General features: G+C 41.3%; 19 protein-coding genes. 2 read left to right on the top strand and 17 right to left on the bottom strand.

What is annotated here, in order from left to right:
• Nucleotides 1-1,177, bottom strand: a 1,177-nt coding sequence (rlmD, locus tag AB2B49_RS07210; protein ID WP_320692033.1) for a 23S rRNA (uracil(1939)-C(5))-methyltransferase RlmD, incomplete at its 3' end; no start/stop codon positions are given.
• A 37-nt stretch (nt 1,178-1,214) separates the two neighbouring features.
• Here rlmD and recX point away from each other — a divergent pair.
• Together recX and ntdP are read left to right on the top strand one after the other, a co-directional pair.
• Nucleotides 1,215-1,991 carry a recombination regulator RecX gene (gene recX / locus AB2B49_RS07205; RefSeq protein WP_049505065.1) on the top strand — a complete coding sequence of 259 codons (777 nt, stop codon included), beginning with the start codon at nt 1,215-1,217 and terminating at the stop codon, nt 1,989-1,991.
• 88 nt (nt 1,992-2,079) lie between these two features.
• Complete coding sequence (gene ntdP / locus AB2B49_RS07200; protein ID WP_000775318.1) at nt 2,080-2,613, top strand: nucleoside tri-diphosphate phosphatase; 534 nt, start codon at nt 2,080-2,082, stop codon at nt 2,611-2,613.
• Nucleotides 2,614-2,683: 70 nt separating this feature from the next.
• On the opposite strand, the gene AB2B49_RS07195 is transcribed toward ntdP, so the two are convergent.
• The 16 genes from AB2B49_RS07195 to AB2B49_RS07120 form a co-directional block, all read right to left on the bottom strand.
• Nucleotides 2,684-3,451 (bottom strand): epoxyqueuosine reductase QueH, encoded by a 768-nt coding sequence (locus AB2B49_RS07195; protein WP_049505067.1) that lies wholly within the window; start codon nt 3,449-3,451, stop codon nt 2,684-2,686.
• A gap of 124 nt (nt 3,452-3,575) precedes the next feature.
• Complete coding sequence (gene groL, locus AB2B49_RS07190) at nt 3,576-5,198, bottom strand: chaperonin GroEL (RefSeq protein WP_000031560.1); 1,623 nt, start codon at nt 5,196-5,198, stop codon at nt 3,576-3,578.
• A 15-nt stretch (nt 5,199-5,213) separates the two neighbouring features.
• On the bottom strand, nt 5,214-5,498 hold the full coding sequence (gene groES / locus AB2B49_RS07185; protein ID WP_000917326.1) for a co-chaperone GroES: 285 nt from the start codon (nt 5,496-5,498) through the stop codon (nt 5,214-5,216).
• Between the two features lie 155 nt (nt 5,499-5,653).
• Complete coding sequence (locus tag AB2B49_RS07180) at nt 5,654-6,049, bottom strand: single-stranded DNA-binding protein (RefSeq protein WP_000282459.1); 396 nt, start codon at nt 6,047-6,049, stop codon at nt 5,654-5,656.
• Nucleotides 6,050-6,126: 77 nt separating this feature from the next.
• The gene (locus tag AB2B49_RS07175) at nt 6,127-6,888 is read right to left on the bottom strand and encodes an SDR family NAD(P)-dependent oxidoreductase (protein ID WP_084939579.1); all 762 of its coding nucleotides are present in this window, start codon (nt 6,886-6,888) and stop codon (nt 6,127-6,129) included.
• Between the two features lie 41 nt (nt 6,889-6,929).
• Nucleotides 6,930-7,556: a YtpR family tRNA-binding protein gene (gene ytpR, locus AB2B49_RS07170; RefSeq protein WP_061428416.1), complete on the bottom strand. Its 627-nt coding sequence runs from the start codon at nt 7,554-7,556 to the stop codon at nt 6,930-6,932.
• A 14-nt stretch (nt 7,557-7,570) separates the two neighbouring features.
• Nucleotides 7,571-7,888, bottom strand: a complete 318-nt coding sequence (locus AB2B49_RS07165; RefSeq protein ID WP_061428414.1) for a thioredoxin family protein — start codon at nt 7,886-7,888, stop codon at nt 7,571-7,573.
• A complete protein-coding gene (locus AB2B49_RS07160) occupies nt 7,885-8,184 on the bottom strand; it encodes a DUF4651 domain-containing protein (RefSeq protein WP_002875970.1) in 300 nt (99 codons plus the stop codon). Before AB2B49_RS07160 ends, AB2B49_RS07165 begins: the two co-directional genes overlap by 4 nt.
• 232 nt (nt 8,185-8,416) lie before the next feature.
• The gene (locus AB2B49_RS07155; RefSeq protein WP_061428412.1) at nt 8,417-9,490 is read right to left on the bottom strand and encodes an N-acetylmuramoyl-L-alanine amidase family protein; all 1,074 of its coding nucleotides are present in this window, start codon (nt 9,488-9,490) and stop codon (nt 8,417-8,419) included.
• 118 nt (nt 9,491-9,608) lie between these two features.
• Nucleotides 9,609-11,216 carry a CTP synthase gene (locus tag AB2B49_RS07150; RefSeq protein WP_320692032.1) on the bottom strand — a complete coding sequence of 536 codons (1,608 nt, stop codon included), beginning with the start codon at nt 11,214-11,216 and terminating at the stop codon, nt 9,609-9,611.
• A 318-nt stretch (nt 11,217-11,534) separates the two neighbouring features.
• Nucleotides 11,535-12,125 carry a DNA-directed RNA polymerase subunit delta gene (gene rpoE, locus AB2B49_RS07145; RefSeq protein ID WP_000418415.1) on the bottom strand — a complete coding sequence of 197 codons (591 nt, stop codon included), beginning with the start codon at nt 12,123-12,125 and terminating at the stop codon, nt 11,535-11,537.
• 403 nt (nt 12,126-12,528) lie between these two features.
• Entirely contained in the window at nt 12,529-13,674 is a 1,146-nt protein-coding gene (locus AB2B49_RS07140) for an FtsX-like permease family protein (RefSeq protein ID WP_033629368.1), read from the bottom strand.
• Nucleotides 13,675-13,677: 3 nt separating this feature from the next.
• The gene (locus AB2B49_RS07135; protein ID WP_033629367.1) at nt 13,678-14,358 is read right to left on the bottom strand and encodes an ABC transporter ATP-binding protein; all 681 of its coding nucleotides are present in this window, start codon (nt 14,356-14,358) and stop codon (nt 13,678-13,680) included.
• Nucleotides 14,355-14,930 (bottom strand): TetR/AcrR family transcriptional regulator, encoded by a 576-nt coding sequence (locus tag AB2B49_RS07130; protein WP_033629366.1) that lies wholly within the window; start codon nt 14,928-14,930, stop codon nt 14,355-14,357. The genes AB2B49_RS07135 and AB2B49_RS07130 overlap by 4 nt, the downstream gene beginning before the upstream one ends.
• A gap of 118 nt (nt 14,931-15,048) precedes the next feature.
• A complete protein-coding gene (locus AB2B49_RS07125) occupies nt 15,049-15,192 on the bottom strand; it encodes a hypothetical protein (RefSeq protein ID WP_320692031.1) in 144 nt (47 codons plus the stop codon).
• Nucleotides 15,193-15,229: 37 nt separating this feature from the next.
• On the bottom strand, nt 15,230-15,985 hold the full coding sequence (locus tag AB2B49_RS07120) for a DUF3883 domain-containing protein (RefSeq protein WP_320692030.1): 756 nt from the start codon (nt 15,983-15,985) through the stop codon (nt 15,230-15,232).
• Nucleotides 15,986-16,031 lie beyond the last annotated feature (46 nt).

Below are 16,031 nucleotides of genomic sequence, written 5' to 3'. Positions count from 1 at the left end.
CCAGTAGCTTATCATCTAAGCCTGTACGAGGAGGGTCGACTATCAAGGCATCCGCTCGGTAGCCATCTTGATACCAGCGTGGAATAATCTCTTCTGCTGTCCCCGCTTCGTAATGGGTATTGTCAAACCCCATTTTTTGAGCATTTCGCTTGGCATCTTCAATAGCTTCCGGAATAATATCCATTCCTCTGAGACTCTTGACCTTCTTTGCGAAGGCAAATCCGATCGTCCCAACACCGCAATAGGCATCGATTAGATGGTCTTCTTTGCTGACATCCAGAGCCTTAATTGCTTCACTATAGAGAATTTCTGTCTGCTCCGGATTAAGTTGATAAAAAGCTCGGGGCGAGAGAGAAAACTCATAGTCGAGTACTCCTTCTTGAATGCTCTCTTGGCCCCAGATAATTTCCGTCTTTTCACCATAGATTTCACTTGTTTTTGCTGTATTTGTATTGACTGCAACTGTGACGACTTCTGGAAAATCCTTGACTAAGTCTTTGACCAGTTGATTTAAATTAAGCTGGCGATTTGTGACAATGATAATCTGAACTTGCCCCGTTTTTCTTGCTCTGCGTACCATGATAGTACGAACGCCTAACGTTTTTCTCTCATCTGTAATTGGAATTTGGTGGTAAGTAAGAAGTTCAGCTAGGCGATTCGCTATTACTTGGGTTTCCTTATCTTGCACCAAACAGTCTTTCAACTCTACGAGATAATGAGAGTTTTGCGCATACAAACCTGCCTTGACCTGATTTTTAAATTTCCGAGTCTGGAATTGAAGCTTAGCACGGTAGTACTTTGGTTCCTGCATTCCGATAGTTGGACGGATTTCATAGTTTTCATATCCTGCAGGAGCAAATTTTTTCAGGGCTTGATGGAGCAGATCCGTTTTGAACTCTAACTGTTTATCATAGTGGAGGTGCATGATTTGGCAACCACCACATTCATTATAAATCGTACAAGCTGGCACGACTCGAAATTTAGACTTCTTATTAACCTTTAGTAATTTGGCTTCAACAAAGTTGCGTTTAATAGAAGTAATTTGACAATAGATGTCTTCTCCTTTGAGGGCGCCTGGCACAAAAACGAGGGTTTTCTGATAGAAACCGATTCCCTCACCATTGATGCCCATCCGCTTGATTTTTAAAGGTATTTTTTGTTTGACTTTCAGATTCATACCCCTATCTTATCACATTTTAGGGTATAATAGAACTATGAAAATCACAAAACTTGAAAAGAAAAAACGTCTCTACTTGATGGAGTTAGATGGACAGCAAACATCATATATCACGGAAGATACCATTGTCCGTTTTATGTTGTCTAAAGATAAGGTGGTTAGCACTGAAGAATTGACCGAGATTCAGGGCTTTGCTCAGTTTTCTTATGGTAAGAATCTCGCCCTCTACCATCTATCATTTAAGGCTCATACTGAAAAGGAAGTGAGAGAGTATCTGAAAAAGTATGATCTTGATGAAACAATCACTAGTCAAGTTATCGCTAATCTTAAAGAAGATAACTGGATAAATGATCGTCAGTATGTCTACTCTATCATCAATGCCAATCAACTTTCTGGAGATAAGGGACCCTATGTGCTAGCTCAAAAACTGTCTCAAAAAGGGATTGCCAAATCAACGATTGAAGAGGTTTTAAAGGATTTTGATTTTTCAGAGGTCGCTCAACGTGTAGCGGAGAAACTTCTTAAAAAATACACGGGAAAACTTCCCGCTCGTGCCTTGCAGGATAAAATTATTCAAAACTTGACGAACAAAGGCTTCTCCTATTCTGATGCTAAAAGTGCCTTTGATAACTTGGACAGTCAAGTCGACCAAGAAACGACTCAAGAACTCATTTTTAAAGAGCTAGACAAACAATATACTAAATACGCTAGCAAATATGAAGGTTACGAACTAAAGCAACGTTTGACCCAAGTTTTAGCTAGAAAAGGCTATGATTTTTCGGATATAGCAAGCGCTCTCAGAGAATATCTTTAACATTTTCAGGTAAAATTCAAAAAAATTAGACCAATTTATGATATAATAATAGACGATAAACTTATAAATTGTAGAAAGTTGGTTAGTTATGAAACTTCCAAAAGAAGGCGACTTTATTACAATTCAAAGTTATAAGCATGATGGGAGTCTTCACCGTACTTGGCGGGACACCATGGTACTAAAAACAACAGAGAACGCTATTATCGGCGTCAACGACCACACACTTGTTACCGAAAGTGACGGTCGTCGTTGGGTGACTCGAGAACCGGCTATTGTTTACTTTCACAAAAAATATTGGTTTAATATCATTGCCATGATTCGTGATAATGGGATTTCCTACTATTGCAATATGGCAAGTCCTTACTATCTCGATGAAGAAGCCCTGAAATACATTGATTATGATTTGGATGTCAAGGTCTTCACTGATGGTGAAAAGCGTCTCTTGGACGTTGAAGAGTATGAGCGCCATAAACGCAAAATGAAGTATTCTGATGATTTAGACTATATTTTGAAAGAGCATGTTAAAATCCTTGTTGATTGGATTAACAATGGACGCGGTCCTTTCTCAGAGGCCTATGTCAACATTTGGTACAAACGCTACATAGAACTAAAGAATCGGTAAAGTTGTCAAACTGGGGTGAAAACCCTGGTTTTTTTATTTGAAAAACCCAGCTTTTCAGCTGGGTTGATTTCTATATATCTAATTTAGTGACAGTAAACTTGATGTGGGAATAGTCTTTTTCAACATCCTTATCCAACAAGAAAGCCGTGGCATCCTTCTTAACCTGAACCAGGTCAATATTCTGGGCTTGAGCTGCATAGACGCATCCACAATAACATTGACGATAGATATCATACTCCTCGCACATCTCCACCGAACGCTTGTAGCCTTGATTTTTCTTGAAATCACTTGGGAGATAGTGGGTGGTATAAATCTTTTGCACATCAATTCCGATGCTGTTGATGGTTTGAGAATTCTTATGAGGACTGATGGTCAAGGCTGAACCAAAGTAATCAAAGCCCAAGTCCATAGCCACTTGCGCCGTTTTATCCAGACGGTAGTCAAAACAAACCTTGCAACGGTCACCACCTTCGGGTTCTTCTTCCAGTCCTCTGACTAACTTCCGGTATTCATTTGGTTCGTAGGGAGCTTCAAGGTACTGAACCGTATTGCCTGTTCGCTCATTGAAATCACTGACAAATTTTTTTGTAACGTAGGCCCGCTTGTGGTATTCTGCCTTTGGATGAATATTGGAATTGGCAAAATAGATAGTCACATCAGCGTATTTTGTCAGGTATTCTAGAGTGTAGGTACTACAAGGAGCACAGCAAACATGCATGAGAATAGTGGGACGTTGCTCATTTTTCTTCCAAACCTGAACCATTTTCTGCATGACACGGTCATAATTAATCTTCTGATTGAGATTCATCTTGCTCAGAATTTCTTCTACATCAATCATGTTCTTATCCTTCTTCTAGTCTTATTTTATCATATAAGTTAGGAGAGCTCAAATCAATTTTAGAAGAGAAAACCTTAAAAGGAGGGATTATGTTCCCTCCTTTTGTGTTTTTTATAAGTTGCTTTTACATCATCCCGCCCATCATGCTTGGATCCATTGCTGGAGCTGGGGCTACTGGTTCTGGTTTATTGGCTACGACTGCTTCTGTTGTTAAAATCAAGCTAGCTACAGAGGCTGCATTTTGAAGGGCAGAACGGCTCACTTTAACTGGGTCAATGATTCCCTCTTCAATCATGTTGACCCACTCGCCAGTCGCTGCGTTGAAACCTGTACCAACTTCCGCATTTTTCAAACGATCGATGACAATAGATCCTTCAAATCCTGCATTGTGGGCGATTTGACGAACAGGTTCTTCCAAGGCGCGGAGAACAATGTTGCGTCCTGTCGCTTCATCTCCTGTCAATTCCAAATCAGCTACGGCTGGAATGACATTGACAAGAGCAGTTCCACCACCTGCAACGATTCCTTCTTCCACGGCTGCACGAGTAGCGTTGAGGGCATCTTCGATGCGGAGTTTCATTTCTTTCAACTCAGTTTCAGTTGCAGCTCCGACCTTGATGACTGCGACACCACCTGACAATTTAGCCAAGCGTTCTTGCAATTTTTCACGGTCAAATTCAGATGTTGTAGTTTCGATTTGAGACTTGATAACCGCAACACGGTGAGAAATAGCTTCAGGATTTCCAGCACCTTCTACGATAACAGTGCTATCTTTGTCCACAGTTACTCTCGCTGCTTGACCAAGCGCCTCAATAGTAGCGTCTTTCAACTCAAGGCCAAGATCTTCTGTGATGACTGTTCCTCCTGTCAAGATGGCGATGTCTTCAAGCATCGCTTTGCGACGGTCACCGAATCCAGGTGCCTTGACAGCTACGACATTGAATGTTCCACGAATCTTGTTCAATACAAGAGTCGGAAGAGCTTCGCCATCCACATCATCTGCAATAATCAAGAGTGGACGGTTGCTTTGGAGAATACTTTCTAGAAGTGGCAAGATTTCTTGGATATTTGAAATCTTCTTATCAGTAATCAAAATGTATGGATTTTCAAGGTCAGCCACCATTTTTTCGCTATCTGTCACCATGTACTGTGATAGGTAACCACGGTCAAACTGCATTCCTTCAACAACTTCAAGTTCTGTTTCCATACCACGTGATTCTTCAATAGTGATGACTCCATCTTTGCCAACTTTTTCCATGGCTTCAGAAATGTATTCACCGACTTTCTCAGAACGAGAAGATACGGCAGCAACCTGAGCGATGGCTTCTTTATTGGCAACTGGAATGGCATTGTTTTTCAAGGCTTCTACAGCTGCGGCAACTGCTGCTTCAATCCCACGACGAATACCGATTGGGTTGGCACCTGCAGTGACGTTTTTGATTCCTTCACGGACGATAGCTTGGGTCAAGACAGTTGCAGTTGTCGTTCCGTCACCTGCGATATCATTGGTTTTTGAAGCTACTTCTGATACCAATTTGGCACCCATATTTTCAAAATGGTCTTCCAACTCGATTTCTTTGGCAATGGTCACCCCGTCATTGGTAATCAATGGTGAGCCAAATGATTTTTCCAACACAACATTACGACCTTTTGGTCCTAAGGTTACTTTAACAGTGTCTGCTAGGATATCAACACCACGAACCATGGCTGAACGAGCATCAGATGAAAATTTAATTTCTTTTGACATACTTACTTTCTCCTTCTATTCTTCAATGATAGCCAAGATGTTAGCTTCGCCTACGATGATATACTTTTCATCGCCATCTTTGACATCAATACCTGCGTGAGCTTCAACTAAGACACGGTCTCCAGGCTTAACGCTTGGAGCAACCAAGTCACCGTTCAAGGTACGAACCCCTTGTCCAGTAGCTACAACTTGGGCTGTTTTTGTTTTTTCTTGGGCTGAGCCCGCAAGGACAAAGCCTCCAACAGTTTGTTCTTTTTCTTCGATTTTCAAGACCACACGGTCTCCTAATGGTTTCAACATCTGTTTTCCTCCATGATGAAATACATATTATTAGCACTCTTTGTATCTGAGTGCTAATTCATAGTTCTATTGTATCACTTGGTCAGAAATAGTCAAGAAAAAAGTCTGACTTTCTCAAGATAAAAAGCCCGAGATTGACTCAGACTTTTCAATGTTTAAAATGGCAATTCTTCCTCTTCCAAGACCAAATCTGCCAAATCCTGTCCTGCGTTATTTTCACGCATAGCACGTTGGGCGCGGCTTTCCAAAAGTTGGAATCCTGTGGCAAGCACTTCAGTCACATAGTTCATCTGGCCATTTTTCTCAAAGCGACGGGTACGAAGTTCTCCATCCACAGAGATAAGACTACCTTTAGTTGCGTAGCTTGCCAAGGTTTCAGCCAATTTCCCCCAAAGAACCAAATTGACAAAATCAGCTTCACGTTCACCGTTTTGGTCTTTGTAACGACGATTCACAGCGATAGTTGCTCGCGCTACTGACTTGTCATTGTTGGTTTTGTGCAATTCTGGTGTAGACGTTAAGCGCCCGATCATGATAACTTTATTATACATATTTTCTTCCTCCTACTTATCTATTCGCAAGGAATCAAAAAAAGTTACAGAAATTTGTAACTTTTCGAAGAAATTTTTTATTTTTTATGAACCATGAAACCTGTTGCCTGTTGATTGGCCATAATGGTCATATCTGTAATCTGCACACGACGAGGCTGACTGGTCACATAGACCACCGTATCTGCGATATCTTGTGCCTGCAAGGCCTCAATTCCTTGATAGACGGTCGCAGCTCGCTCTTTGTCACCGTGGAAACGTACCGCAGAAAAATCTGTTTCGACAATTCCTGGCTGAATGGTGGTCACCTTGATATCCGTTGCGATGGTATCAATTCGCAGGCCATCTGAAAAGGTTTTAACTGCTGCCTTGGTGGCTGAGTAAACAGCTGCCCCAGCATAGGCATAGATTCCTGCGGTCGATCCCATGTTGATAATATGACCCTGATTCGCTTTTACCATTGCTGGCAAGAAACAGCGAGTAACTGCCATCAAACCCTTGACATTGGTATCCAACATGGTCAGCATATCCAACTCTTCGTAGTCCTGATAGGGAGCCAAGCCAAGAGCTAGTCCGGCATTATTGACCAAGATATCAATCTGCCCTATCGTTTCCAAAATATCGGAGCAGACAGTCTTTACCATGGTCATATCCGTCACATCCAGAGGAAAAGTCCAAACTGTTTGATTTGGAAACGTTTCTGCAAACTCTGACTTGAGGGCCTCTAGTCTGTCTGTCCGTCGCCCTGTTAGAACGACATTCTCCCCCTGCTCCAGATAAGCACGCGCAATCGCTTCACCGATTCCTGAGGTCGCTCCTGTAATCACTACATTTTTCGCCATCTTATCCCCCTCTATCTGCTCTATCAAATACTGACAATTTCCTAGGCAGTCCAGTGTTTGGCTGGGTCAAATGGAGTTCCGACAACTTGGTCTTCTGATAATTCAATAACCCCACGTTTTTGCGGAGCATTTGGTAGATGCAATTCACGAGGGCTGCACATCATACCAAAACTCTTTTCACCGCGAAGTTCGCCTGGGAAAATGAGATTGCCTTTTGGCATCATCGCTCCAGGAAGAGCCACAATGGTTTTCAACCCGACACGTGCATTGGGTGCCCCTGCAACGATTTGCACTGTCTTGTCACTTGCAACGGCCACTTGACAGATGTTGAGGTGGTCGCTATCTGGATGGGCTACCATCTCGACAATTTCACCGACTACGAACTTAGGTTCCTTGTCATTGACAATTTCTTCTGTAAAACCTTCCGCCTGCAATTCTTGGTTCAAACGTTCTACTTGTTCATCTGTCAAAAAGACTTGACCACGCTCTACAATTTCAAACAAACTTGAAACTTCGAAAATATTCCAAGCAACTGTTTCCCCATTTTCTTTGATGAAAACACGGGCTACCTTGCCTTTGCGCTCCACGTCTAGTTTGGCATCTCCGCTGTTTTTCACGATGATCATAAGGACATCGCCAACATGCTCTTTATTATATGTAAAAATCATTCTTTCCTTTTCTCCTAATTCAGTTCTGCTAAAAAGTCGTTAATTTGTTGCTTGCTTTTACGGTCGCGATTGACAAATCGGCCGATTTCCTTGTCCTTTTCTAGCACAACAAGGCTAGGAATCCCGTACACATCCCAGAGTTTGGCTAGATCCATGTACTGGTCACGGTCCACTCGAATAAAGGTGAACTCTGGATTGGTCTCCTCAATCTCTGGCAAGGATGGATAGATATAACGACAATCGCCACACCAGTCCGCCACAAAAAGGAAGACCTTCTTGCCATCTTGCTCGACAAAACCTGCTAGTTCTTCTATACTATCGGGAGTAATCATAAGACTTCCTCCTCATAGACTAGGTCTTCATTTTCATAGACAAAGGTGTAGTGACGGCCATCCTCGAAAATGACTCCTCCGACCAGTCGCTCTAGACTACTTTCGTAGACTTGAACATAGAGAGTCGCAATCTCACCCATATCTGAGAAAAGTTCGCGCACGATAGCGGTCAACTCTTCTTGAGTCTTCATGAGTTTGTGGTTATCTGCTGCTTTTTTAGCCCCCAAAGCAAGGGCACTTAGACCAGCCACAGTCAAGCCAGTCATCCATAATTTCTTAGCTTTCATACCATTCATTGTAACACAAAAAGGGCTCTAGGACAAATAGGGAAGCCGTAGAAAAGCAAGTAAAAAGCCCCTTCCTTAAAGGAAAAGGACTTCTTATACTCAAAGAGCAAACTAGGAAACTAGCCGTAGGTTGCTCAAAACAGTGTTTTGAGGTTGTGGATAGAACTGACGAAGTCAGTAACCATACCTACGGTAAGGCGACGCTGACGTAGTTTGAAGAGATTTTCGCAGAGTATTATTCTTATTGCCAAGCGCCTGAGTTGCCAACGTAGTAGCCATCTGGTGTGTAGGTATTGCGAAGCATCTTACCTGATGAAGCTAGATAATACCACTTACCATTGTCTTTGACCCAATCATTCGCAATCATGGCACCAGAAGAACTTACATAATACCATTCTCCCTTGTCAAAAATCCAAGTGCTTGCTTTCATAGAGCCTGAAGTTGATAAATAGTACCACTTGCCTTGGTCGTAAAGCCAATCACTAGCAATCATAGCTCCTGATGATTTAAAGGCATACCAGTTGCCACCTTGATAGAGCCAAGTTTGATTAAACATAATCCCTTTATCATTCATAAAGTACCAAGTTCCATTGTCTTTAACCCAAGCATTTTGAACTAGTTGGCCTTGGTTTTGATAGTACCAATTTTGGTCTGATTTTAGCCAGCTTTCTGCTTTTACAATCGGATAAAGTTCTCGGAAGGCTCCTCCCCCCTTGTAGGAATGACTGATAGATTCTGGTTTTGTAAGTTTTAACTCACCATTGTCATGGTCTTTCCAAGCATAAACTTTTTGACCATTGATAGTCTCTGGTAAGGTAGCAGTGTAGGTCTTGGTTTGATAGTCCCATTTTGTATCAAGGTAGGTGTAATGGTCTTTTGATTCTTCAATACGGTAGTAGCCACTTTTCTCACCATTATATACATCATCTACCACTTTAGAGGACCAGGTCTTTACTTCATTTCCACTCTTGGCCTCGACCTTGATATCTCCTCTATAGCCATAAGGTACGTAGAAATTCAGGTAACGCCCCTCTGTACCGACCATAGACTTGTCCTTTTCTTGGCCTAGGAAATTGACTGTCTGATCTTGACCATTGAGACTGACCATCCACTCGATTTTCTCAGTTTTTGGCAAATCCAAGACTTTGATATCTACTTCATGGCCATTATTAAATCGAAGAATTTTGCCATCTTGATACTTAACCCCACCCTTAATAACCCATTCTTCTTCCAATTCGAATGCTTTTCCTGAATGAGGGAAAGCCAGTAAAGCTAAACCTGCTAGAAACAAACAAAATAGTGTGATTTTTTTCATTGTACATCCTCCTTAGGAATTATTATATTAATTATATCACTATCTATTTTTTTTGCAAATCTTATCCTAAATATGCTAGAAGAAACCTCTGAGATTCTTCTCAAAGATTCTGATTATGCTAATTACTATTCTCAACTGCTGCAGTAACAAAGGCGGTGTAGAGTTCTTCTGGACGGTTCGGACGGCTGGAAAGTTCAGGGTGATACTGACAAGCCACAAAGAATTTATTTTCAGGAATTTCCACAATTTCGACCAAACGATTATCAGGAGAAACACCTGAGAAGACAAAACCTGCTGCCTCAAACTGTTCACGAAAGGCATTGTTAAACTCATAACGGTGACGGTGACGGCGTTGCACCACTTCTTGATTGTGATAAGCAGCTGCTGCCTTAGAGCCACGTTTTAACTTAGATGGATAAAGTCCCAAGCGAAGGGTTCCTCCCATATCCTCAACATCAACCTGATCACGCATGATATCAATGATAGGGTATTTTGTATCTGGTGCAAGTTCTGCAGAATTAGCACCTTCAAGACCCAAAACGTGACGAGCAAACTCGATACAAGTCAACTGCATTCCCAAGCAGACACCCAACATTGGAACATCATTTTCACGCGCATAACGGATGGCTTGAATTTTTCCTTCCGTACCACGTTGGCCAAAACCTCCTGGTACGATGATTCCGTCCGCATCAAACAAGAGCTCTGCCACATTCTCTGCCGTCACATCATTGGCATTGATCCAATTAATCTTCACTTCTGCGTCGTTGGCATACCCAGAGTGTTTCAAAGCTTCAACCACAGAGATGTAAGCATCTTGCAACTCCACATACTTACCAACGAGGGAAATCTTGACTTGTTTCTTGAGGTTCATAACCTTGTCCACCATGGCTGACCACTCCGTCATATCCGCTACTGGTGCATCTAATTTCAAATGATCACAAACAATTTGGTCCATGCCTTGTGCCTGCAAATTCAATGGAATTTGGTAAAGGTGTTCGACATCCAAAGACTCGATAACGGCTTCTGGTGCCACGTCACAAAACTGAGCTAGTTTGTTTTTAATTCCCTGACCAGCTGGTTTCTCGGTACGGATGACCAACATATTTGGCTGGATTCCCAATCCACGCAATTCTTTTACAGAATGCTGAGTCGGCTTGGTCTTCATCTCACCAGCAGCCTTGAGGTAAGGAAGCAAGGTTGTATGGATGTACATGACGTTATCTGCACCCACATCTGCCTTCATCTGACGAAGGGCCTCTAGAAATGGCAAGGACTCGATATCCCCAACGGTTCCACCAACCTCTGTGATAATGACATCAGAGTCGGTCGTTACAGCAGCACGCTTGATTTTTTCTTTCAAAGCATCTGTGATATGAGGAATGACTTGAACAGTTGCCCCAAGATATTCGCCACGGCGTTCCTTACGAAGAACTTCACTGTAGATTTTACCAGTTGTCACGTTGGAATATTTGTTGAGATTGATATCGATGAAACGTTCATAGTGACCCAAGTCCAAATCTGTCTCAGCCCCATCATCAGTCACAAAGACTTCCCCGTGCTGGTAAGGACTCATGGTTCCCGGATCGATATTGATATAAGGGTCAAACTTCTGAATAGTCACTTTGAGACCACGATTTTTCAAGAGACGACCCAGACTTGCTGCGACAATCCCTTTCCCAATAGACGACACCACACCACCAGTTACAAAAATATATTTCGTAGACATAGATTCCTCTTTCTAAAATGCTCAAGGCCTTGTTAACTACGAGGGGAGATCGAAAACAAGACCCTTATGAATAACAACTCTTCAAGAAAACTTCCTGAAAAAAACAAAAATAGCTCCCTAGTAACTAGGGAGCCCCGACCTCTAAAAGAGGTGCCCGAACAATATAATACCTCAAAGCAGAACATTTGTCAACCCGAATCGGTAAAACCTGAAAATAAGAAGATTACTTTCAGAAAACCAACTAAAGATCCACATCCAAACAGATGACTTGCTCAAGGAACGAAAAAGGAGATCTTACGATCTCCTCTGTGAAGTCTTTTACTCTTCTTCACTCGTTTCAGCGTCATCGTCAGAAAACTCGTCGTCTTCTTCGTTGAGATCCACGTCTTCGCCCAAGTCATCTGGAGCGATTTCGTTGATTTCTGCATCGTAAGCTTCCACTTCATTTTTCTCATCATCTGGATTTTCATCATCATATGAAAGAGCTGGATCAGCTTCGTATGCATCTTCGTCTTCTGGATCATCTGCATTGTAGTCAATGGCATCTGAATCACCATCCATAAAGGCATTGACACGTTTTTTCTTAGCTTTTGGTGCTACTTCATCGTCGTCACTTTCTTCAAGAGCGATGATTTCTTCGTCAATTTCGTCTACACCATACCATGAACGAAGACCCCATTTGTTGTCTCCAAGAGAGATGAAGCTACCATCAAAGTTCAACTCTGTGTAGAACAAAGGTAAAGCTTCGCGGATATCGCTGTTTGATGTTCCAAGGTAGTTTTGAATTTCGTTTACAAGATCGCTAAAATGCATCTCATGATCGCGACCACGAAGTTCCAAGATAGCACGCGCTACCTCAATCATAGATAGTTCACTTTTTTCTTGCCCAGCAAATACTTCTAATTCCAAAGCGTTTCTCCTCATTTTTACTACTATCGCCAGAGCGAACAGACTCCGACCTCATTTTATCATTTACTCTTTATTGTACGATAATTTTGCGGAATAGTCAAAGGTTAAGAAAAATAAAGGTGAAATATTTCAGCTAATTGAAAGACCTGTGTAACATGACCGCAGGTATATTGATTTATTTATAACTCAAGGCTGCAACTCCAATACCAACCACAAACTGCAAGAGAATTCCTACAGAGATAAAGAATTGTTTGTTGCATCAAATCAAGTAAAAAGATCATTTCAGGTCCTGCCAGTAACTTCGTTTTCTTTCCTTTATTTCATTTTCCCTAGAATAGTGAAAAATCCTTCTCTTGTTAATGAGTTTCATAAGAAAAAGGCTGGAGAATCTAACCTTCTCTATTTATTCAGCTAAGAGTACTTCTTTGATGGTTTGCTTTTGGAGTTTTCTGTTGGATAGATAAAAGAGGCTTTCATAAACCACAGCAAAACCGATCAAAGTCCAGAAGCAAACATTCCCATCAAAGTGATGCTCAATCTTTTCAGGAACCGTATCTTTGATCACACCAATCAAGATTTCCATAATAGCGTACTGATAAGCCGTCCCAAGAACAAATCCTAGATAGGCCCAGAAACGATAGGGAGATAGGATATGACCTTGGCATTCACGATCTGTGTAGCCAAAAGCCTTCATAAGAGCCAGGGTTTCGCGACTTTCTGAGACAACAATCCCCAATGACAAAAAGAGAATAGAGAAAGAAAGGATCAAGCCAATCATGATCATCATGGTTTGGATGATGTCATCTGTGTAGTCCCTTAGACCAAAGGACAATTGAACCATGGCCGCAAAACACATAGAGCCAAAGACTACAAAAAACAGGATAAATTTTCTCCCCCAAATCAGCGACGAAGATAGCTCTTTTAGGAAGGATTTTTCTTTCTTAGGAGCACTTTTTTTCCTTTTGACCTTAATCGGTGTTGGGGATTTTTTCAATAGGTGAAGGGCCGGCGTTTGTAGTTGTCTTCTAGCATAGCCAATCGCAAGAACCATAAAGAAAGTCGTTGGCAGTATCACTAAAGCGATCAAGAGCTGCCAGTGAAAATGAATGGTAATTTCTGGCAAAATCCTCTTCTCATTGCGAAAGTCATAAAAATGTCCCATCATTAGAAAAGAAGCTAAATAGCCAAGAAGCGCTCCAACTCCAAAACTGAGTCCAAAAGCCCAAAATCGTTTAGCCAACTGGCCATTGCTATAGCCTAAAGCCTTTAAAATCCCTAATTGCTCCTTGTGGTCATCGATAAATTGTTTGATATAAAAGCACATGAGAAGGATCGACGTCAAGGACAAGACAACCCCACTGACCATGGCCACCATCCAGGAAAGTGAAACCTGGGCATCATAATAGGCCGTAATCATCGGATTGGTTTTAGAAATCTCCAACTGCTCGATATCAAGATAAAAATTCAAGAAAAGATTGGCCACAAAAACCGCACAGGCTCCAATGATACTGACGACAACTAATTTTCGAATATCTTTTACTGAAAACATGGCTTACCATCCAATCTCATAAGCAGTCTGTGGCTGATCATTGGTCACAACTTCAGTAATTTTGCCACTATTGACGCGAATGATGGTTCTGGCCATATCCGCAATATTTTGGTTGTGTGTCACCATGATTAGGGTAAAGCCTAGCTTTTCCTTCAACTTCCAGATATAGTCGAGAATCTTGCGCCCTGTTTCTTCATCCAGAGCCCCCGTCGGCTCATCTAAGAAAAGAATCTCTGGCTTTTTGGCTAAGGCACGAGCAATAGATACCCTCTGCTGTTCGCCGCCAGACAATTCACTCGGATACTTGTCCAGCTTATCGCCAAGTCCCAAATCCTCGATAATCTGCAAAAAATCATGATTGTCTGCCAGGTCAGCTCCCATCTTTACATTCTGTCTGACCGTAAGATTAGGCAATAAATAATACTGCTGGAAAATAAAGGCAATCTTCTCACGTCTAAAGGCCGTCAATTGAGCATCCGTGAGTTGTGATAAATCTTGTGCTTGAATGAGGATATGCCCCTCGTCTACCTTCTCTAATCCTGACAATACGTTTAAGAGAGTTGACTTGCCTGATCCAGAAGGACCGAGGATAACCACATCATCCTGGTCTTGAATCTGCAAATCAATCCCTTTTAAAACCTTGGTTTGGCCATAACTTTTGTGCACATTTTCTAGTTGAATCATTTCTTTCCTACCATTTCTTTGATGAGAGATTGACAAACCTCTGTCAGTAATCCAATCACTTCTTCCATGCTGAACTGATAAATACCAGAAGCAACCATAGAGGCCATGCCGTGTGAGTAGATAAATAAATGCTGGTACAGGCGACTAGCCTCCTCTAACGTCAATGGATAGTCTGCTACAATCGATTCCAGAACCAATTGGTAACTATGATCCTTCATGGGAAGAAAATCTTGAAAGCGACGAATCGGATCTTTGCTAGTATTTTGGAAAAGCAATTGAAAAAGTTGGGGCTCTTTTGAGGCGAACAGGATATAAGCAACCCCGACAGATCGAAAAGGCTTCTCATCTTCTAAAGCCTTTCGTATATACTCCACTACGACCATCTCTGCAGCAACAATAACCTCTGCTTGTAACTCGGCCATATTGGCAAATTGCCCAAAAATCACTCTTGGTGTAGCTCCCAGTTGCTCCGCTAATGCTCGAGCCGTCAAACTAGCCATGCCCTCTTCTCTCACCAATTGTAAAGCTGTCCCAATGATAGTCTCTTTACTAAATTTAACCTTTGGTGGCATAAGACTCCTTTCGTGCAACATTTGTTGCGCAACACTTGTTGCATAAAAGAATACCATAAAAAAGAAAGACTTGTCAAGAAAAAACTGTAAAACACAAAACAAAAAAACAGCGGACTTTTTATTTCTTTGCTACCCAGCCGATAGCATCGCTAGGTGGATTTTCGGTATCAAGCCAAATAAATTCGATGCCGATTTCCCCATTTTTAAACTTGATCAAGCCAATACCATTGATTTCCAGTTCATTGAGCCGTTGGCCTGTCAAAACTTCTCGTTCCTTCAACTGGAAAAGTTAAGGGGAACTAATATAAATCTTCAAGACTTCTGTATTCTATAACTTCATTCTTTATGATACTCTTTTTAAATTCAAAATGATTCAATAGATTATCGATTAATACTAACTTTGTAATATCATCCAGGTTGGTAACCAAGGATAAAATAAAATCTGATTGAAACTCTTTTGCTTTCTCAAATTCTCTAGCAGTCAAACGAATACGCCCTTTAGATTTTCGAATACCTTTAACTTTGGCAAGGTAATAATGTTCTTGAACATCTACTTGGAAATCATAACCATCACCATAAAGGCGGGCATCGGTTAATTGTCCACCTTGAAATTTTTCTTCTTTATCAAAATGGAGTATAAAGTAATTTTCTGCTTTCATTCCAGTTTCTTGTAGACGTTTGAATTTAGTTCGAACTATTGGCTTTTCAATGACTGCTATACCTGTTTTCTTCCCTTCGCTTGCAAGTAGGATTTTAACGATTTCTGCAAAATTGTGAACATCCTCATTCCCAAACATCATGTCAATTAAATCTTTTCTAAAACAGTAGACTTCAGCTTTTTGCCACCAACCTTTCCGATTGTTCTCAAAATAGGGGTCAAATAAATCCATTCTATTTTTAACTACACCTGTCGTTTCTGCGAAACCCAAAGAAACTATATAACGATAAAACTCAAATTTACTAGAGCATTGAAACTCTTTTATAAACAACTTATCAAATTTGGCAAGACCATAGCTAATTAGATTTAACAATTCATAATGAGGATGTTTGGACATAACTTTCTCCATCAATAGATATTGATTTCATTATACAAAAAACACG

Origin of the sequence: Streptococcus jiangnanensis (assembly GCF_040888325.1) — a bacterium.
Classification (GTDB): Bacteria; Bacillota; Bacilli; order Lactobacillales; family Streptococcaceae; genus Streptococcus; species Streptococcus jiangnanensis.
The sequence above is the reverse complement of the archived record's forward strand: the minus strand, read 5'-3'. Positions and strand labels throughout refer to the sequence as shown.

Bases quoted from the DNA above. Each gene is read 5' to 3' on its own strand.
- AB2B49_RS07150 (WP_320692032.1), bottom strand. From the start codon at position 11,216: ATGTCTACGAAATATATTTTTGTAACTGGTGGTGTGGTGTCGTCTATT.
- ytpR (WP_061428416.1), bottom strand. From the start codon at position 7,556: ATGATTTTTACATATAATAAAGAGCATGTTGGCGATGTCCTTATGATC.
- AB2B49_RS07120 (WP_320692030.1), bottom strand. From the start codon at position 15,985: ATGTCCAAACATCCTCATTATGAATTGTTAAATCTAATTAGCTATGGT.
- AB2B49_RS07165 (WP_061428414.1), bottom strand. From the start codon at position 7,888: ATGATTACTCCCGATAGTATAGAAGAACTAGCAGGTTTTGTCGAGCAA.
- groES (WP_000917326.1), bottom strand. From the start codon at position 5,498: ATGTTGAAACCATTAGGAGACCGTGTGGTCTTGAAAATCGAAGAAAAA.
- AB2B49_RS07130 (WP_033629366.1), bottom strand. From the start codon at position 14,930: ATGCCACCAAAGGTTAAATTTAGTAAAGAGACTATCATTGGGACAGCT.
- recX (WP_049505065.1), top strand. From the start codon at position 1,215: ATGAAAATCACAAAACTTGAAAAGAAAAAACGTCTCTACTTGATGGAG.
- AB2B49_RS07155 (WP_061428412.1), bottom strand. From the start codon at position 9,490: ATGAAAAAAATCACACTATTTTGTTTGTTTCTAGCAGGTTTAGCTTTA.
- AB2B49_RS07180 (WP_000282459.1), bottom strand. From the start codon at position 6,049: ATGTATAATAAAGTTATCATGATCGGGCGCTTAACGTCTACACCAGAA.
- AB2B49_RS07160 (WP_002875970.1), bottom strand. From the start codon at position 8,184: ATGAATGGTATGAAAGCTAAGAAATTATGGATGACTGGCTTGACTGTG.
- AB2B49_RS07175 (WP_084939579.1), bottom strand. From the start codon at position 6,888: ATGGCGAAAAATGTAGTGATTACAGGAGCGACCTCAGGAATCGGTGAA.
- AB2B49_RS07135 (WP_033629367.1), bottom strand. From the start codon at position 14,358: ATGATTCAACTAGAAAATGTGCACAAAAGTTATGGCCAAACCAAGGTT.
- ntdP (WP_000775318.1), top strand. From the start codon at position 2,080: ATGAAACTTCCAAAAGAAGGCGACTTTATTACAATTCAAAGTTATAAG.
- AB2B49_RS07195 (WP_049505067.1), bottom strand. From the start codon at position 3,451: ATGATTGATGTAGAAGAAATTCTGAGCAAGATGAATCTCAATCAGAAG.
- groL (WP_000031560.1), bottom strand. From the start codon at position 5,198: ATGTCAAAAGAAATTAAATTTTCATCTGATGCTCGTTCAGCCATGGTT.
- AB2B49_RS07140 (WP_033629368.1), bottom strand. From the start codon at position 13,674: ATGTTTTCAGTAAAAGATATTCGAAAATTAGTTGTCGTCAGTATCATT.